Origin of the sequence: Pseudomonas viridiflava (assembly GCF_900602065.1) — a bacterium.
In the GTDB taxonomy this organism is placed as follows: domain Bacteria; phylum Pseudomonadota; class Gammaproteobacteria; order Pseudomonadales; family Pseudomonadaceae; genus Aquipseudomonas.
In genome coordinates, this window is record NZ_UWFN01000288.1 from 1 (window position 1) to 14,800 (window position 14,800).

Genomic DNA, 14,800 nt, shown 5'->3' on the forward strand with positions numbered 1-14,800 from the left:
CGTTAAACCACGCCGGCCGGAATTCGATATTGCTGCGTGGGGCAAACCGGCAGGGATGCCGGTTTAGCCGCCTCAGGCCATGGATGGCCGGTGGCGGCGGCCCCACGCAGCAATGTCGGATTACGGGCATGCCGAGCGACAGCGAGGCACCCAGTGGTGGGGCAAGAGCGTTTTGCTTACTTTTGCGCCTCAAAAGTGAGGCGCCGTAAGGGCGCAACCAATAGCCGCCATGACGCGCAAACGGATATGAACGCAAAAAACCTCTACACCCAAAACCTTTGTACCAACCCCGATACAGACCAGACACGCCCCCGACATCCCCCCACGCCACCCTTCCGCCGCGCCTCCCGGCGAAGTAGCATGGCGGGTAGCGTTGATCATCAATAGCGGCCAGTGATGGCGGCATCACCAGGCAGCAGTCGCATCATGCAATCAACTTCCGACACCACCGCTGAAACCCCACAGAACAACGACCAGCGCTGGAACACTCGCGCCCTGATCGTCGACGATGACATCCCGATCCGCGAACTACTCTGTGATTACCTGGCGCGCTTCAACATCCAGTGCCGGGGCGTGACCGACGGCACCGAAATGCGCCAGGCGCTGGAAGAAGAAAACTTCGACGTCATCGTCCTCGACCTCATGCTGCCCGGCGAAGATGGCCTGTCACTGTGCCGCTGGCTGCGCGGGACCTCGGACATCCCGATCCTCATGCTTACCGCTCGCTGCGAACCCACCGACCGGATCATTGGCCTCGAACTGGGCGCTGACGACTACATGGCCAAGCCCTTCGAGCCTCGGGAACTCGTAGCGCGCATCCAGACCGTGCTGCGTCGCGTGCGCGATGATCGTAACGATGAGCGTTCCATGGTGCGCTTCGATGCCTGGCGGCTTAATAGTGTGCTGCGCCAGTTGACCGCTGCCGACGGCCTCGTGGTGCCCCTGTCCAACGCTGAATTCCGTTTGTTACGCGTATTCCTCGAACGCCCTCGCCGAGTGCTGAGCCGCGAACAACTGCTTGATGCTGCACGGGGTCGTTCGATTGAAGCCTTTGACCGGAGCATTGATCTACTGGTCTCGCGCTTGCGGCAGAAACTGGGCGACGACCCGAAAAATCCACAGTTGATCAAAACCGTTCGCGGTGAGGGTTATCTGTTCGATGCAAGGGACATCGGTTGATCCGCTCTGCTGACACACTGTTCGCCCGCCTGTTCGGGGGAGCATTGATCGCTATTCTGCTCGCGCATCTGCTGGCGTTCATGTGGTTCAGGTTCTATGGATTCCCACCCCCGCCGCCGCCCATGCACGAGCAGTCGGGGCAACAGATCAACGGTGCGCCGTTTCAAAGCACGGATGACGGGCGACCACCCGATCACAAACCGCCCTTTTTCCGGGGGCCAGTGGTGCCGCTGATTTTCCAGTTGATCACCCTGGTGGTTGCTGCGTGGTATGGCGCCAAGGCATTGAGCAGGCCGATCCAGCGTCTGAGCAACGCTGCCGAAAGGCTCAGCGAAAACCTCGACAGTCCGCCCATGGAAGTCACGGGGCCGAGGGAAGCACGTCAGGCAGCGCAGACATTCAACCTGATGCAGCAACGCATCCGCGAACAGGTGCAGCAGCGCGGGCGCATGCTGGCTGCGGTTTCCCATGACCTGCGCACACCGCTGTCGCGTCTGAAGTTGCGGGTCGAGCAGATCGACGAGCCAAAGCTGCATGGGCAGATGACTCAGGACCTGAACGACATGATTGGCATGCTCGACGCCACCCTGACCTACCTGAATGAGCAACGCACCAGCGAAATAGTGCAGTTGTTCGACTTGCAGGCGCTGATCGAGTCCCTGGCTGAAAATGCTCAGGACAATGGTGATGACGTTCAATCCGCTGGCCAGTGCCGGCCGCTCAAGACGCAACCCATGGCATTGCGCTCGTGCATCAACAACCTGATTGACAATGCCCTGCGTTATGCCGGTCAGGCACGGGTCGAGATTCATGATGAGGCGCAGCAAGTGAGCGTCAGGGTCATCGACCACGGCCCGGGTATTCCCGTCGAACATCATGAAACCGTGTTTGAACCTTTTTTCCGTCTGGAAGGCTCGCGTAATCGCAACTCCGGCGGCGTCGGCATGGGCATGACCATCGCCCGTGATGCAGCCCGGCGCATGGGCGGTGAGTTATCCCTGGCGCAGACGCCCGGTGGGGGGCTGACTGCCCTGGTGACCTTGCCGCGTTTCTGACACGGCCACGTATCTGCACCGATACAAAACCCACATACCCTCGACATCTGCCATCCGGATGCTTGATAAGCCGGTGCACCGTCACCGGATCAATCAACCTGAGGGAGTCAGCCCGATGATCAGTGGCGTCAGTAGTAACAGCTATTCGAGCTACACCAGCTCAAGCGCGAGTACCGCCGCGAGCAAGAAATTCCAGGAGCAATTGCTGGCCCGACTGGACACCGATGGCGACGGCAGTATCAGCAAAGATGAGCTGAGCGCTGCAAATTCGTCTTCCGACAGCAAGGACGGCATTACCGTCAGCCTGAGCAAAGCGTTCAGCGACCTGGATGCCAACGACGATGACAGCCTCGACGCCGATGAACTGGCGGCAATAACGGCACCGCCACCACCTCCTCCGGGCGGTCAGCCAGCGACCGATGTTGCCGAGGATCTGCTCAGCGCGCTGGACACCGATGGCGACGGCACGATCAACAGTGACGAACTGACCACAGGCTTGAGCAGCGCGGGCAGCACCGCCGACAGTGCTCAGGTGTTTGATGCCCTGGACACCAATGAGGATGGCACTGTCAGCCTCGAAGAACTGACCGCCAGCCTGCAACCGCAACAGCCTCCTGCGCCGCCGGTGGCAACGCAGGAAACCAGCGACCAGTTGTTCAGCTCCCTGGACGCTGATGGCGACGGCAGCATCAGCGCTGACGAACTGACCAGCGCGCTGAGCGCCACCTCGAACGCCAGTACCAGCGCCGACACCAAAGCCTCTCAAGCCTTGAGCCGCATGGTTGCCGCATTGACCGAGCGTTACGACACCAGCGGCAGCAAGCCGGTCGGCAAGTATCTCGATACTGCTGCGTGATGCGAGACCTTTGCCTGATAGATCTCTGTCAGGCAAAGCACAGCACCTGTAGCGCCTTCGTAGTCCAGACGCCACGCTGTCGCGCAGAAAACAAGAGCCCTGTAGGAGTGAGCTTGCTCGCGATAGCTGTAGATCTGTTAAGAAGATGTCGTCTGACCTGACGTGATCGCGAGCAAGCTCACTCCTACAGTCCAATGCTTGCAACACGAGAGCCGCGTTTCAGCAACATCAAAGCGCATTCCAAATCTGCCCCACTGACGAACTTGTCCTCATCACCACCGGTCTGAGAGTTGCCTGCCTATCGAGTACCACAAATGCCCGCATTCGACCCTGCAATGGTTATCTGGATCGCCGCCGCCATAGCCATCTGCGGCGTGATTACCCGACCATGGCGAGTGCCGGAATTTGTCTGGGCCCTGGGGGCCGCAATACTGCTTACAGCGCTGGGCTTTATTCCGCTGCACAAAGCGCTTGGCGCGGTGGCGGAAGGTGGTGACGTCTACCTGTTTCTGATCGGCATGATGGTGCTGGCCGAACTGGCACGGCAACAAGGCCTGTTCGACTGGCTGGCCATGTTTGCTGCAAAACATGCAAAAGGCTCGGGACAACGACTGTTCGATCTGGTGTTTCTGGTCGGCACACTGGTCACGGTGTTTCTGTCCAACGATGCGACCGCCGTTGTTCTGACTCCCGCCGTGTATGCCGCAGCCCGTGCCGCCAAGGCAGAGCCTCTGCCCTACCTGTTTATCTGCGCCTTCATTGCCAATGCGGCCAGTTTTGTACTGCCCATCTCCAACCCCGCAAACCTGGTGATATTCGGCAGCAACATGCCGCCGCTGACCACCTGGCTCTGGCACTTCAGCCTGCCTTCAATTGCCGCCATCAGCCTGACCTATCTGGTGTTGCGCCTCACGCAGCGCACTCATCTGCGTAAGCCCCTGGCCACGAACATCACCTTGCAACCGCTGTCCAGCGGCGCACGGCTGACCGCGTTCGGTATTGTGCTGACTGGCATCGTCTTGCTGAGCGCATCGGCACTCGGCGTGCAACTTGGGTTGCCCACTTTTTGTGCGGGTATCGCTACCGCCGCACTGATTCATATCCGCCAACGACTCAACCCGCTGCCAGTGCTCAAAGCGGTTTCCTGGAGTGTCTTGCCGCTGGTGGCAGGTTTGTTTGTGCTGGTAGAGGGGCTGGCACTGACCGGCGTGATCGATCATTTGGCCCATGCGCTGAAATCACTGGCCGACCACTCTGCCGTTCAAGCAAGCTGGGCAGCAGGCTTGAGCGTCGCGATCGCCAGTAACCTGATCAACAACCTTCCGGCCGGTCTGATCGCAGGCTCAGTCGGCCACATCGCACAACTGCCGACAGCGACCACCAGTGCATTGGTGATCGGCGTCGATCTTGGCCCCAACCTTTCGATCACCGGCTCGCTGGCAACCTTGCTCTGGTTGATTGCCATCCGTCGCGAAGGCGAAAACGTCACCGCCATGGGCTTTCTACGGCTGGGGATTCTGGTCATGCCACCCGCGTTGATTGCAGCGCTGGCAGCACTCTCGATGACCCATTCATAGCATTGGCATCAAATGTTCGGGCTGCTCTGCTGCAACGACTCGACGCCCATTTCATCCCAGACTTCTTCCGCCAGGTGAAACGTCGCGTTGGCGGCCGGTATACCGCAATAGATTGCGCTCTGCATCAGCACTTCCTTGATCTCCTCACGGGTCACGCCATTGTGTTTGGCGGCCTTGAGGTGCAGGCGCAGCTCGCCTTCACGGTTCATACCGATCAGCATGGCGATGGTCACCAGGCTGCGGGTATGACGCGGCAGGCCGGGGCGGGTCCAGATATCACCCCAGGCGTGACGGGTGATCATTTCCTGAAACTCTTCGTTGAACGGCGTGAGCTTCTTCAGGCTGTTGTCCACGTGGGCATCGCCCAGAACAGCGCGGCGCACTTGCATGCCGGCTTCGTAACGTTGTTTTTCGTCCATTGGAGACTCCGGATTCAGGCTTGCAAAAAGGTCAGGACACGCTCGCCGAATGCATTGCCCGCTTCGATACTGGAAAGGTGTGCAGCGTGAAATTCGGCATACTCGGCACCCGCAATGTGCCCGGTGAGAAAACGCCCGTCAGTCGGGGTGGTAACAGCATCCTGAGTACCACAGACCACCAGCACCGGTAGTTTGATCGCACTGATCTGATCACGAAAATCTGCGTCGCGTACCGCTGCGCAGTTGGCGGCATAACCCTGAGGTGAGGTCTGGGCAAGCATGTCGACCACCGGCTCAACCTGCTGCGGCGCGGCCTTGGCAAACTCTGGGGTGAACCAGCGCGCAATCGACGCCTCACGCAAGGCTTGCATCGCGGCTTTGCCATCGCGCAAAACGGTTTCGATACGCGGGTTCCAGACATCGGGGGTGCCGATCTTCGCCGCCGTATTGCAGAGCACTACACGCTGTATACGCTGCGGCGCATTGATCGCCAGCCACTGGCCAATCAAGCCGCCCATGGACAGCCCGCAAAACAGCACGCTCGGCAATTGCAATGCATCCAGCAAGGCCAATACATCGCGCCCGTTCTGTTCGATGGTGTAAGTTCCTTCGGTCACCAGCGATTGGCCGTGCCCGCGCGTGTCATAGCGCAACACCTGAAAATGCTTCGTGAAGGCCGGCATTTGCGAGTCCCACATCTTCAAGTCGGTGCCTAGCGAGTTGGACAACAACACAACCGGCGCACCTTGCGGGCCATCGATTTGGTAATGCAATGGGCCGTCAGGCAGTTGGATGAAAGACATTTTGGCTCCTGTTCGAAAAATGGAATTCATCATCTTCTGTAGGAGCTGCCGAAGGCTGCGAACCGGTTCCCATGACACACCGCTTTCGCAGCCTGCGGCAGCTCCTACAGGTTTTGCGAACTTGCGCGAATTTTTTCATGCTCCGCCACCGCCCTCTCCACCCACTGCTGCGCAAGCCCCAGGTAGTTGGCAGGATCAAGCAGATGGTCCAGTTCGACCGCCGAAAGCTCGGCGGCAACCTGCGGATCAGCGCCCAGCACTTCGCGCAGGTGCAGGCCTTGTTGCACGGCACGACGGCAGCTTTGTTCAATCAGATGATGCGCAGCATCGCGACCGATGCGCTGCGCCAGGGTAATGCTGACTGCCTCGGCGAGCACCAGGCCTCGGGTGGAGTCAAGATTTGTGAGCATCTGCTCCGCGTTGACTTCCAGCGCCGGAATCACCTGCAACGCCTGCTGCAGCGATCCCGACACCAGGCAGCACAGCTCAGGCAGGGTTTCCCATTCGGCATGCCACAACCCCAGGCTGCGCTCATGTTCCTGAGGCATGGCCGCGAACATCGTGGCGACCAGTCCCGGCGCACGCACCGAGGCACTGATCATCACGGCCGCGCCCACAGGGTTACGCTTGTGAGGCATGGTGGATGATCCACCCTTGCCTGCCGCTGCGGGTTCAAAGACTTCACCGATTTCGGTTTGCATCAACAGGCTGATATCGCGGCCGACCTTTCCCAGACTCCCGGCTATCAGACCCAGCCAACCGGCAAACTCCACCAGCCTGTCGCGCTGTGTATGCCACGGTTGCTCGGGCAAGCTCAATTGCAGCTCATGGGCGAGCGCTTCAGCAACAGGCAATGCCTGTTCGCCCAACGCCGCGAGGGTTCCGGACGCGCCCCCAAACTGCAGGCTCAGCAGCCGCAGTTTCAGCTCCTGCAAGCGTTGCCGATGACGCGTCACCGCCCCCAACCAACCAGCGATCTTCATCCCGAGGGTGACCGGCGTCGCCTGTTGCAACCAGGTACGACCCGCCAGCGGTGTAACGGCATACCGTTGAGCCTGTACCGCCAGAGCATCCGCCAGCGTCGACAGATCACGCTCCAACAGCACAATGGCGGCGCGCAGTTGCAACACCAGCCCGCTGTCCATGACGTCCTGGCTGGTTGCTCCCATGTGTACATAACGCTCAGCGGTGGGGTTGTGCGCAGCGATCTTCTTGCCCAGCGCCTTGACCAGCGGGATCGCTGAATTGCCGGCATTGCCTATTGCAACCGCCAGTTCAGCAAAGTCGAACAGCTCGGCGCGGCAACTGGCCTGGATATCGTCGACCACTTCTGCGGGGATCAACCCGGTGCTGGCCTCAGCGCGGGCCAGCGCTGCTTCGAAATCAAGCATGCCTTGCAGCCGTCCGTGATCAGAGAAGATTTCCCTCATCTGCGGCTGGCTGAAATACGCGTCGAAAAGTTGCTGGCTCGTCGTGTTCAAAAGCGTGCTCCAAAATTCATGTGGCGTCCGAGTGGCTTACCCAGCCCTTGATCAATACAGCAAGAGCCGCCAGTGCCGCGGGCACCACCAGCGCAGTCAGAACCTGCTCGAAATTCCAGCCCAGCCCCAACAAGGTGGCGCCCGCCCAGGCACCGAGAATTGCGCCAAACCGACCGATGCCCAGCATCCATGAAACGCCGGTGGCACGACCTTGAGTCGGATAGAACCGCGCCGCCAGCGAAGGCATGGCCGATTGCGCGCCGTTGATACACATACCGGCCAGCAGCACTAACGTCGCCAGCACGGCGACGTTACCCAGACTCTGCCCCACCAACCAGGCAAACACCCCGGCCAGAAAGTACGCACAACCAATCACCTTGTGCGGGTTGTACTTGTCCATGGCCCAACCGACGCCGACTGCGCTCAACACACCACCAAATTGAAACAGAGCCCCAATGAAGGCCGATTGTTCCATGCTCGCGCCGCTGTCACGCATGAGGGTTGGCAGCCAACTGGTCAGCAGATAAACAATGACCAAGCCCATGAAATAGGTCAGCCACAGCAACAAGGTCCCGGCGCTGTAGGTGCCGGAAAATATGACCTTCAAGACGTTACGGCTGCGCACGGTTTTCTGTTCCGGCACGCTGAAGTCTTTGGCGGCGTTGACCTCCTGACGGGAGATCGGCGCCAGCACCTTGCGAATACGATCGACTCCCAGATTGCGCACGACCAGAAAACGCGCCGACTCCGGCAGCCAGATCATCAGCACGACCGTGAGGATCAGCGGCAGAATCCCGCCAAGCATCAACAGGCTGTGCCAACCCATGGCGGGGATCAGCTTGGCGGAAACAAATCCGCCGCAGGCCATGCCGAGGTTGAAGCCGCAGAACATGCTGGTCACCAGCAATGATTTGAGACGCTCCGGGGTGTACTCCGAGAGCAGTGTCGTGGCGTTGGGCATCGCCGCGCCAAGGCCAAGACCGGTGAGCAAACGCAGGATCAGCAATTGATCGATGTTGCTGCTGTACGCCGACAGCAGGCTGAACAGGCCGAACAGAAAAACCGCCACCACCAGCACGACCTTACGGCCGAAACGATCAGCCAGCGGGCCTGAACCCAGCGCACCGAAGACCATGCCGATCAGCGCAGCACTCATGACCGGGCCCAGGCTCGCACGGTCGATGCCCCACTCCACGCTCAACGCCGGGGCAATAAAGCCCATGGCGGCGGTGTCGAGGCCATCGAGAAAGACAATCAGAAAACACAAAATGACCACTCGCCACTGATAACGGGACAAGGGTTGAGCATTGATGAAAGCCTGCACATCCAGTGTGCCGGCCTCGGGCACGCGAGCCGAAAGCGTCATGGGGGTTCCTTTTATTGTTGTTTTAATGTCACTTTGGAATGCTTTCCTGTAGGAGTGACCGGGGTGGCGATCCACCTTGCTAGCGATAGCGTCAGGTCAGGCGACAATGCATCGACAGAAGAATCGAATCGCGAGCAAGGTGGATCGCCACCCCGGTCACTCCTACAGGTCACTCAAAAATCGAAGAACACCGTTTCGTCTTCACCCTGCACGCGGATATCAAAACGGTACGCCAGCTTGCCTTCGACCGTGCAGCGTTTGGCGATCAGGGTTTCACGGCGGATCGGTTGTTCGATCAGGTTCAGCACCGGATCCTTGGCATTGGCTTCAGCCTCATCGTCGAAATACAGACGGGTCTGCAGATGAATATTGATGCCCCGGGCAAACAGCGACACGTTGATGTGTGCCGCCATGGGCACGCCCGCCGCGTTGTGCACGGTGCCAGGCTTGATGGTGTTCAACAACCACTGGCCATCTTCACCGGTGGCCGTGCGGCCAAAGCCGTTGAATGGCTTTTGCGGATCATAAATCGGGTCGTATTGCCCCTCGTGGTCAGCTTGCCAGAACTCGATAAAGGCATCGCGAATCAGGTGCCCGTTACCATCGTAGACGTTACCCAGCAGCACGATATGCTCACCCGGAGCATTGGGCAGAACCATTTCATGGGTGATTTCCAGGTCACGGGGCGGATTGCCCGCAGCCTCCAGCGCCAGACCGATGTGCACGTATGGGCCAGCGGTTTGTGACGGAGTTTCAGGCAGCAATTGAACCGGCATGTCATGAACTCCTTAACGGTTTTCGAAGTGAGTGGCACGCTGACCACGCAGGACGATGTCAAAGCGATAAGCCAGACAATCCATGGGATTAGCCATGCCCATGTCGAGGCGTGCGATCAGGCTTTGAACCGCGTCCGGGTTGGCAATGGATTTGACGATCGGGCACAGCGGAATCAACGGATCGCCTTCGAAATACAACTGGGTGATCAACCGCGTGGCAATCGACGGACCACTGATCGACACATGAATATGCGCCGGACGCCAGTCATTGGGGCCATTGCGCCAAGGGTACGGCCCGGGTTTGACGGTACGAAAGCTGTAATTGCCGTCACGATCGGTCAAGGCCCGACCCACGCCGCCGAAGTTCGGATCAATGGGCGCCAGATAAGCATCGCGTTTGTGGCGATAACGGCCACCTGCGTTGGCCTGCCAGATCTCTACCAGCGTGTGCGGGATCGGTTTGCCGTATTGATCGCACACCCGCCCGGCCAGAATGATGCGTTCGCCAATCGGCAGGCCACCGTTGTTGAAGTTCAACAACAGATCGTTGTCGTGCTCGCCGAACTTTAGATGGGAAAAGTCCGGGCCAGTGGTTTCAGATGCAGACTGCGGAATACTGACCAGTGCCTGGCGCGGGGAGCGCAGGATCGAGGTCTTGTAATCGGGGGTCAACGCTTTGGGGTGCCAGTTTCGGTCACGGACGACGAAACGGCTGCTGCTCGCATCAGACATGCGGTTCACCTTGGTTCTTATAGTTAGGAATATTGACTGCTGCCCCGCAGTCTCTCCCGACCTAACCAAAACCTGAACTGAATAATTGAACCACATCCATAACCATATGGTTATGGATGATCGGTCTGACCATACGCCTTGCCCACTTCCTGCAAGACATCGACACACCATTGCGCCGCTCTGGACAGCGGCAATGCCGGGTTGCTGCAAATGCCCACCGAACCACCCGGCTCACGAATGCCCAACTCCAGTTCGTGCAGATCACCGGCTTGCAGATCCTGCTGCACGGCATCAAAGGGCGCGATCCAGATCGCATCGCTGCATTGCACGTAGCGACGGCTCAGGGTCAGCGACAGGGTTTCCAGGCGTTGGCGCGGCGGGCTGATTCCGCATTGCACAAATAGACTGTCGGCGAACTTGCGAATAGTGGTTCCAGCCAGCGGCAACACCATTGGGTAGCTTTCCAGGCTTTCACGTCGCAGCTCGCCTTCCAGCAACGGATGATCGCGGCGCACCACAAGGGTCATGGATTCGCTGTACAGGTGCTCGAAGGTCAGGCCTTGAATCTGCGGGCTATCGGTCATCCGCCCGACCACCAGATCCAGCTCGCCGACCCGCAACTGCGAAAGCAGATAAGCGCTGGGGCCCGTCATGACACTGACGATCAGTGCCGGGTGGCGCTCGTGAAGACGGCGCACCACTTCCGGCACCAGCAGGCTTTCCACCGTCGACAGCACCCCGAGCCGCGCCGTCACCGGCTCATGCTCGCCGGAACGCAAGCTATTCACCCCTTCGCGCAACGACTGCACGCTGGGCCCGGCAAAGCGCAGAAACGCCACCCCGGCCTCGGTCAGCGCCGCGCCGCTTTTACTGCGCAGGAACAACTGGGTTTCCAGCAGGATTTCCAGTTCCTTGAGGGTTTTGGACAACGCCGGCTGGCTGATCGCCAATTGATCCGAAGCGCGCGCCAGGCTGCCCTGCCGGGCCACTTCGAGGAAACACACCAGATGACGGAATTTGATTCGGGTATCGATGTTCAACGCGAGGGTCGCCTTACATTTGAATCTATTAATGATGATATCTGTAGGAGCTGCCGAAGGCTGCGATGGCGGTATATCAGGATGAAAGCTTCGCAGCCTTCGGCAGCTCCTACAGAAAATGCATCCATGTTCGAAGAATTGCGGTGTTTGACAGGACCTGCCAAAGATTATCGCTGCCCCCGAAACTGCCTGGGTGACTGGCCGGTGCAGCGTTTGAAGAATCGGGAAAAGTACGCAGGCTCGGAAAAACCCAGCCGGTCCGAAATCTGATTGATGGTCAGGGTGGTGTAAACCAGATCGCGCTTGGCTTCCAGCAACAGCCGCTGATTGATGATCTGCAGTGCAGACTGATCGCTCAACCGTCGACACAGGCTGTTTAACCAGGCGGCGCTGATGTTCAGTTGCTCCGCATAGCGTTCAATCGACCAATGCTGGCGATAATGAATGCCCGCCAGCCGATTGAACGCTTGCAAATGTTCGCGGCCCCTTTCGAGAGACGGTGGTCCGGATGGCAACGGAATGATGCTGCGCCGCCCCAGCCAGATCGACAGCATGGTGACCAGCGCATTCAGCATCGCATCCCGGCAGGACTTGTGCTGGGCGTACTCTTCACTGATCGCGGCAAATAACGGATCCAGATGGGCGCGTTGCTCGCGGTCCACCGCATGGCAAACCGCGACATTCAATGCCGGGGCCGTCAGCGCAGTATTCAACTGCTCGGCCAACGGCTGCGCGAGGCTCAGGATGTAACCCTGAATATCCGGCGAAAAACTGAAACGGTGCACGCTCAATGCCGGGATCACTTGCAGCACAGCAGACTCCACCTTCCGCGTGGAGCCTTCCACGTGCAGGGTTGCCTGCCCGGACTGCACGTACAGCAGTTGCACAAGGTCGCTATGGGAGTGAGTTTGTATTTCCCAGCCGTGAAGCTGACTGCGCTGCGGAATCGACTCGCAATGCAGCAGATCGGGCGTCGGCCACAACGTGGTTTCCCCGTAGAGCTTGAATATCGGCACACTCTCAACGCTTGAACCACGCATGCCAGCCCTCCTTCACCAGTTACGAAAAGTCCAGAAAATACAGCGAATAATGGCTTCATCTCTCGCTACAGGCCACTAAAAATACAGAACAGATAAAAACAACAAACAAAGCGGGTCCTGTCATGAAAACTCAAGTTGCCATTATTGGCTGTGGGCCGTCCGGCCTTTTGCTTGGCCAATTGCTCCAGCGTGCCGGTATCGACAATGTCATCGTCGAACGCAAAAATCCCGACTACATACTCTCCCGAATCCGTGCCGGCGTTCTTGAACAAGGCACCGTTGATCTGCTACGTGAAGCAGGCGTCAGCGAACGACTGGACAGCGAAGGCCTGCCCCATGACGGATTCGAACTGGCCTTCGATGGTCGCTCCGAACGCATTGATTTATACAGGCTGACAGGCGGCAAGCGCGTCACGGTCTACGGCCAGACCGAGGTCACCCGTGACCTGCTGCAAGCGCGTGCCGAAGCCGGCGCGGTCAGCTTCTTCGACGCCAGCGATGTTCAGCCTCACGCCATGAAAAGCGACGCACCGTACCTGACGTTCGTACATGAGGGGCAACGGATTCGCCTCGACTGCGATTACATCGCCGGATGCGACGGCTTCCATGGTGTGTCACGACAATCGATTCCCGCAGAAGCACTAAAAACATTCGAAAGGATTTATCCGTTCGGATGGCTTGGCGTGCTGGCTGATACACCGCCCGTCAACGAAGAGCTCATCTACGCACGCCATGAACGCGGCTTTGCCTTGTGCAGCATGCGCTCCAAGACCCGCACCCGTTACTACATTCAGGTGGAGGCTGGCGAGCAGGTAGAAGCCTGGTCTGACGAGCGCTTCTGGGATGAACTCAAGCAACGCCTGCCAACCACTGCCGCCGAACGACTGGTAACCGGCCCGTCAATTGAAAAGAGCATCGCCCCGCTACGCAGCTTTGTGGTCGAACCCATGCAATTTGGAAGGCTCTTCCTGCTAGGCGATGCGGCACACATTGTGCCGCCCACCGGAGCCAAGGGGCTGAACCTGGCAGCCAGTGACGTTAATACGCTGTATCGCATCCTGCTCAAGGTCTATCGCGAAGGACGCACCGATTTGTTGCAGCGCTACTCGGACATTTGCCTGCGCAGGGTCTGGCAGGCCGAGCGGTTTTCCTGGTGGATGACCTCGATGTTGCATCGATTTCCCGACAACGACCCGTTCAGCCAGCGCTTGCAGCAAACCGAACTGAATTACTTTGCCAGTTCGGACGCGGGCCGCCGCAGTATTGCGGAAAACTATGTAGGTTTACCGTTCGAGGACATCCCGTGAGCGGCAGCGCGCTGAACAGTCCGGAGTAGCGCGCTGCACCGCAAAGCAACTGAAAATCAAGGGAAAATTCGGATTTTTGTGGCTGTTCATTTCGTGATCATCGGCCAAAAACCGCAGCCCATATGGCTTTGGCAATGTTATCCACAGACATACCCCCACTTTTCGTGGACAACTTTTGTCTGGTTTTGTGAGGTCGTACAAAAAGAAACGTCTTGCGTTGCCAGTGGCAAACACCGGAACTCACTCTCATCAAGCAACATGCAAACTACTGGATTGAAATGCATTTTCTGTAGGAGCTGCCGAAGGCTGCGAAGCATTTATCCTGACACACCGCGATCGCAGCCTTCGGCAGCCCCTACAGGGGTTTTCGCTCATTGCGCTGTAAGCAACAGGTCTGCTATAGAAAGACTTCAAGCCCGCATCTTGTATCGCAACCACACCCCGCCAGCGTCCTGAACCTCAGCCGACACCAGTTTCAGATAGGCGGGCTGCTTCCAGGACTCGGTCGACACCTCGAACGAGGCGGGATGCTCGCCACGACCGTCGATCAAGGGCAGCAGCAAAACGCTGACTTCGTCCACGAGCCCGGCATTCAGGAATGAACCACTGACGTGAGGCCCGCCTTCGACGATCAAGCGTTTTCGGCCTAATTCATCAGCAAGGATATCCACGACGGTTTTTAGATCGATGTCGGTCTTGCCGGCAAAAATATAAGAAACCTTGATGGATTGCAGATAAGCCAGGTAATCGTCTTCCACCGCTTCACTGACCACCTCGACCACGTGGGAACCCAGCGCCTGATTGCTCTTCCAGGCGACTTTGCCGTGGGGATCTATGGAAACCGCATAGCTTTCAGCATGGCGATCAGCGAAATAATGCGTACGCGGGATCGGTGACGTGGCCAGGCCGCGGGGATAGTCTTCGCTGTGGGCGATTTCCTGCATGGTCACGCGGCCACAGATCCAGGCATCAAACTTGAAGGTCTTGGCCAGCTCTTCGTAAAGGTCACCCGCCGCATTTTTGAAAGGCCGCTCCCAGCCATCAGTCAGGGCGTGACCGTCCAGGGAGGACATCATGTGGCAGATGACGTAAGGCTTCATGGTAGTGCTCCGGGCAGGTTACTTCGCCAACAATGGCGATGTATTACCGACCCGTAGCGTTTGGAGATA

General features: G+C 58.6%; 14 protein-coding genes. 5 read left to right on the forward strand and 9 right to left on the reverse strand.

The window, feature by feature from the left end; genetic code table 11:
- Positions 1-426 precede the first annotated feature (426 nt).
- The 4 genes from EE949_RS21485 (at position 427) to EE949_RS21500 (ending at position 4,667) form a co-directional block, all read left to right on the forward strand.
- A complete protein-coding gene (locus EE949_RS21485) occupies positions 427-1,179 on the forward strand; it encodes a response regulator (RefSeq protein ID WP_122666275.1) in 753 nt (250 codons plus the stop codon).
- Entirely contained in the window at positions 1,176-2,234 is a 1,059-nt protein-coding gene (locus tag EE949_RS21490; protein WP_122666148.1) for a sensor histidine kinase, read from the forward strand. Before EE949_RS21485 ends, EE949_RS21490 begins: the two co-directional genes overlap by 4 nt.
- Positions 2,235-2,349: 115 nt before the next feature.
- Positions 2,350-3,090 (forward strand): EF-hand domain-containing protein, encoded by a 741-nt coding sequence (gene xopAW, locus EE949_RS21495; RefSeq protein ID WP_122666149.1) that lies wholly within the window; start codon positions 2,350-2,352, stop codon positions 3,088-3,090.
- A 314-nt stretch (positions 3,091-3,404) separates the two neighbouring features.
- A complete protein-coding gene (locus tag EE949_RS21500) occupies positions 3,405-4,667 on the forward strand; it encodes an arsenic transporter (RefSeq protein ID WP_122666150.1) in 1,263 nt (420 codons plus the stop codon).
- An 8-nt stretch (positions 4,668-4,675) separates the two neighbouring features.
- Here EE949_RS21500 and pcaC read toward each other — a convergent pair whose 3' ends face one another.
- From pcaC to EE949_RS21540, 8 genes are all read right to left on the reverse strand, one after another.
- A complete protein-coding gene (pcaC, locus tag EE949_RS21505) occupies positions 4,676-5,086 on the reverse strand; it encodes a 4-carboxymuconolactone decarboxylase (protein ID WP_122666151.1) in 411 nt (136 codons plus the stop codon).
- A 14-nt stretch (positions 5,087-5,100) separates the two neighbouring features.
- Complete coding sequence (gene pcaD, locus EE949_RS21510) at positions 5,101-5,889, reverse strand: 3-oxoadipate enol-lactonase (protein WP_122666152.1); 789 nt, start codon at positions 5,887-5,889, stop codon at positions 5,101-5,103.
- Positions 5,890-5,993: 104 nt separating this feature from the next.
- Positions 5,994-7,370, reverse strand: coding sequence for a 3-carboxy-cis,cis-muconate cycloisomerase (locus EE949_RS21515; protein WP_122666153.1), 1,377 nt, complete (start codon positions 7,368-7,370; stop codon positions 5,994-5,996).
- Positions 7,371-7,386: 16 nt separating this feature from the next.
- Positions 7,387-8,736 carry an MFS transporter gene (locus EE949_RS21520; RefSeq protein WP_122666154.1) on the reverse strand — a complete coding sequence of 450 codons (1,350 nt, stop codon included), beginning with the start codon at positions 8,734-8,736 and terminating at the stop codon, positions 7,387-7,389.
- A gap of 173 nt (positions 8,737-8,909) precedes the next feature.
- A complete protein-coding gene (gene pcaG, locus EE949_RS21525; protein WP_122666155.1) occupies positions 8,910-9,512 on the reverse strand; it encodes a protocatechuate 3,4-dioxygenase subunit alpha in 603 nt (200 codons plus the stop codon).
- A gap of 12 nt (positions 9,513-9,524) precedes the next feature.
- On the reverse strand, positions 9,525-10,244 hold the full coding sequence (gene pcaH / locus EE949_RS21530) for a protocatechuate 3,4-dioxygenase subunit beta (RefSeq protein ID WP_122666156.1): 720 nt from the start codon (positions 10,242-10,244) through the stop codon (positions 9,525-9,527).
- A gap of 110 nt (positions 10,245-10,354) precedes the next feature.
- The gene (pcaQ, locus tag EE949_RS21535; RefSeq protein ID WP_122666157.1) at positions 10,355-11,284 is read right to left on the reverse strand and encodes a pca operon transcription factor PcaQ; all 930 of its coding nucleotides are present in this window, start codon (positions 11,282-11,284) and stop codon (positions 10,355-10,357) included.
- Between the two features lie 167 nt (positions 11,285-11,451).
- Complete coding sequence (locus EE949_RS21540; protein WP_122666158.1) at positions 11,452-12,324, reverse strand: helix-turn-helix domain-containing protein; 873 nt, start codon at positions 12,322-12,324, stop codon at positions 11,452-11,454.
- Positions 12,325-12,446: 122 nt separating this feature from the next.
- Between EE949_RS21540 and pobA the strand changes: the two genes are divergently transcribed.
- Positions 12,447-13,631 (forward strand): 4-hydroxybenzoate 3-monooxygenase, encoded by a 1,185-nt coding sequence (pobA, locus tag EE949_RS21545; protein WP_122666159.1) that lies wholly within the window; start codon positions 12,447-12,449, stop codon positions 13,629-13,631.
- A 410-nt stretch (positions 13,632-14,041) separates the two neighbouring features.
- Here pobA and EE949_RS21550 read toward each other — a convergent pair whose 3' ends face one another.
- Positions 14,042-14,731 (reverse strand): dihydrofolate reductase family protein, encoded by a 690-nt coding sequence (locus EE949_RS21550; RefSeq protein WP_122666160.1) that lies wholly within the window; start codon positions 14,729-14,731, stop codon positions 14,042-14,044.
- Positions 14,732-14,800 lie beyond the last annotated feature (69 nt).

What these genes read in the sequence shown, in the direction of transcription:
- EE949_RS21520 (WP_122666154.1), bottom strand. Translation starts at nt 8,736, where the DNA reads ATGACGCTTTCGGCTCGCGTGCCCGAGGCCGGCACACTGGATGTGCAG.
- pobA (WP_122666159.1), top strand. Translation starts at nt 12,447, where the DNA reads ATGAAAACTCAAGTTGCCATTATTGGCTGTGGGCCGTCCGGCCTTTTG.
- pcaD (WP_122666152.1), bottom strand. Translation starts at nt 5,889, where the DNA reads ATGTCTTTCATCCAACTGCCTGACGGCCCATTGCATTACCAAATCGAT.
- EE949_RS21540 (WP_122666158.1), bottom strand. Translation starts at nt 12,324, where the DNA reads ATGCGTGGTTCAAGCGTTGAGAGTGTGCCGATATTCAAGCTCTACGGG.
- EE949_RS21550 (WP_122666160.1), bottom strand. Translation starts at nt 14,731, where the DNA reads ATGAAGCCTTACGTCATCTGCCACATGATGTCCTCCCTGGACGGTCAC.
- xopAW (WP_122666149.1), top strand. Translation starts at nt 2,350, where the DNA reads ATGATCAGTGGCGTCAGTAGTAACAGCTATTCGAGCTACACCAGCTCA.
- pcaG (WP_122666155.1), bottom strand. Translation starts at nt 9,512, where the DNA reads ATGCCGGTTCAATTGCTGCCTGAAACTCCGTCACAAACCGCTGGCCCA.
- EE949_RS21485 (WP_122666275.1), top strand. Translation starts at nt 427, where the DNA reads ATGCAATCAACTTCCGACACCACCGCTGAAACCCCACAGAACAACGAC.
- EE949_RS21500 (WP_122666150.1), top strand. Translation starts at nt 3,405, where the DNA reads ATGCCCGCATTCGACCCTGCAATGGTTATCTGGATCGCCGCCGCCATA.
- pcaH (WP_122666156.1), bottom strand. Translation starts at nt 10,244, where the DNA reads ATGTCTGATGCGAGCAGCAGCCGTTTCGTCGTCCGTGACCGAAACTGG.
- pcaC (WP_122666151.1), bottom strand. Translation starts at nt 5,086, where the DNA reads ATGGACGAAAAACAACGTTACGAAGCCGGCATGCAAGTGCGCCGCGCT.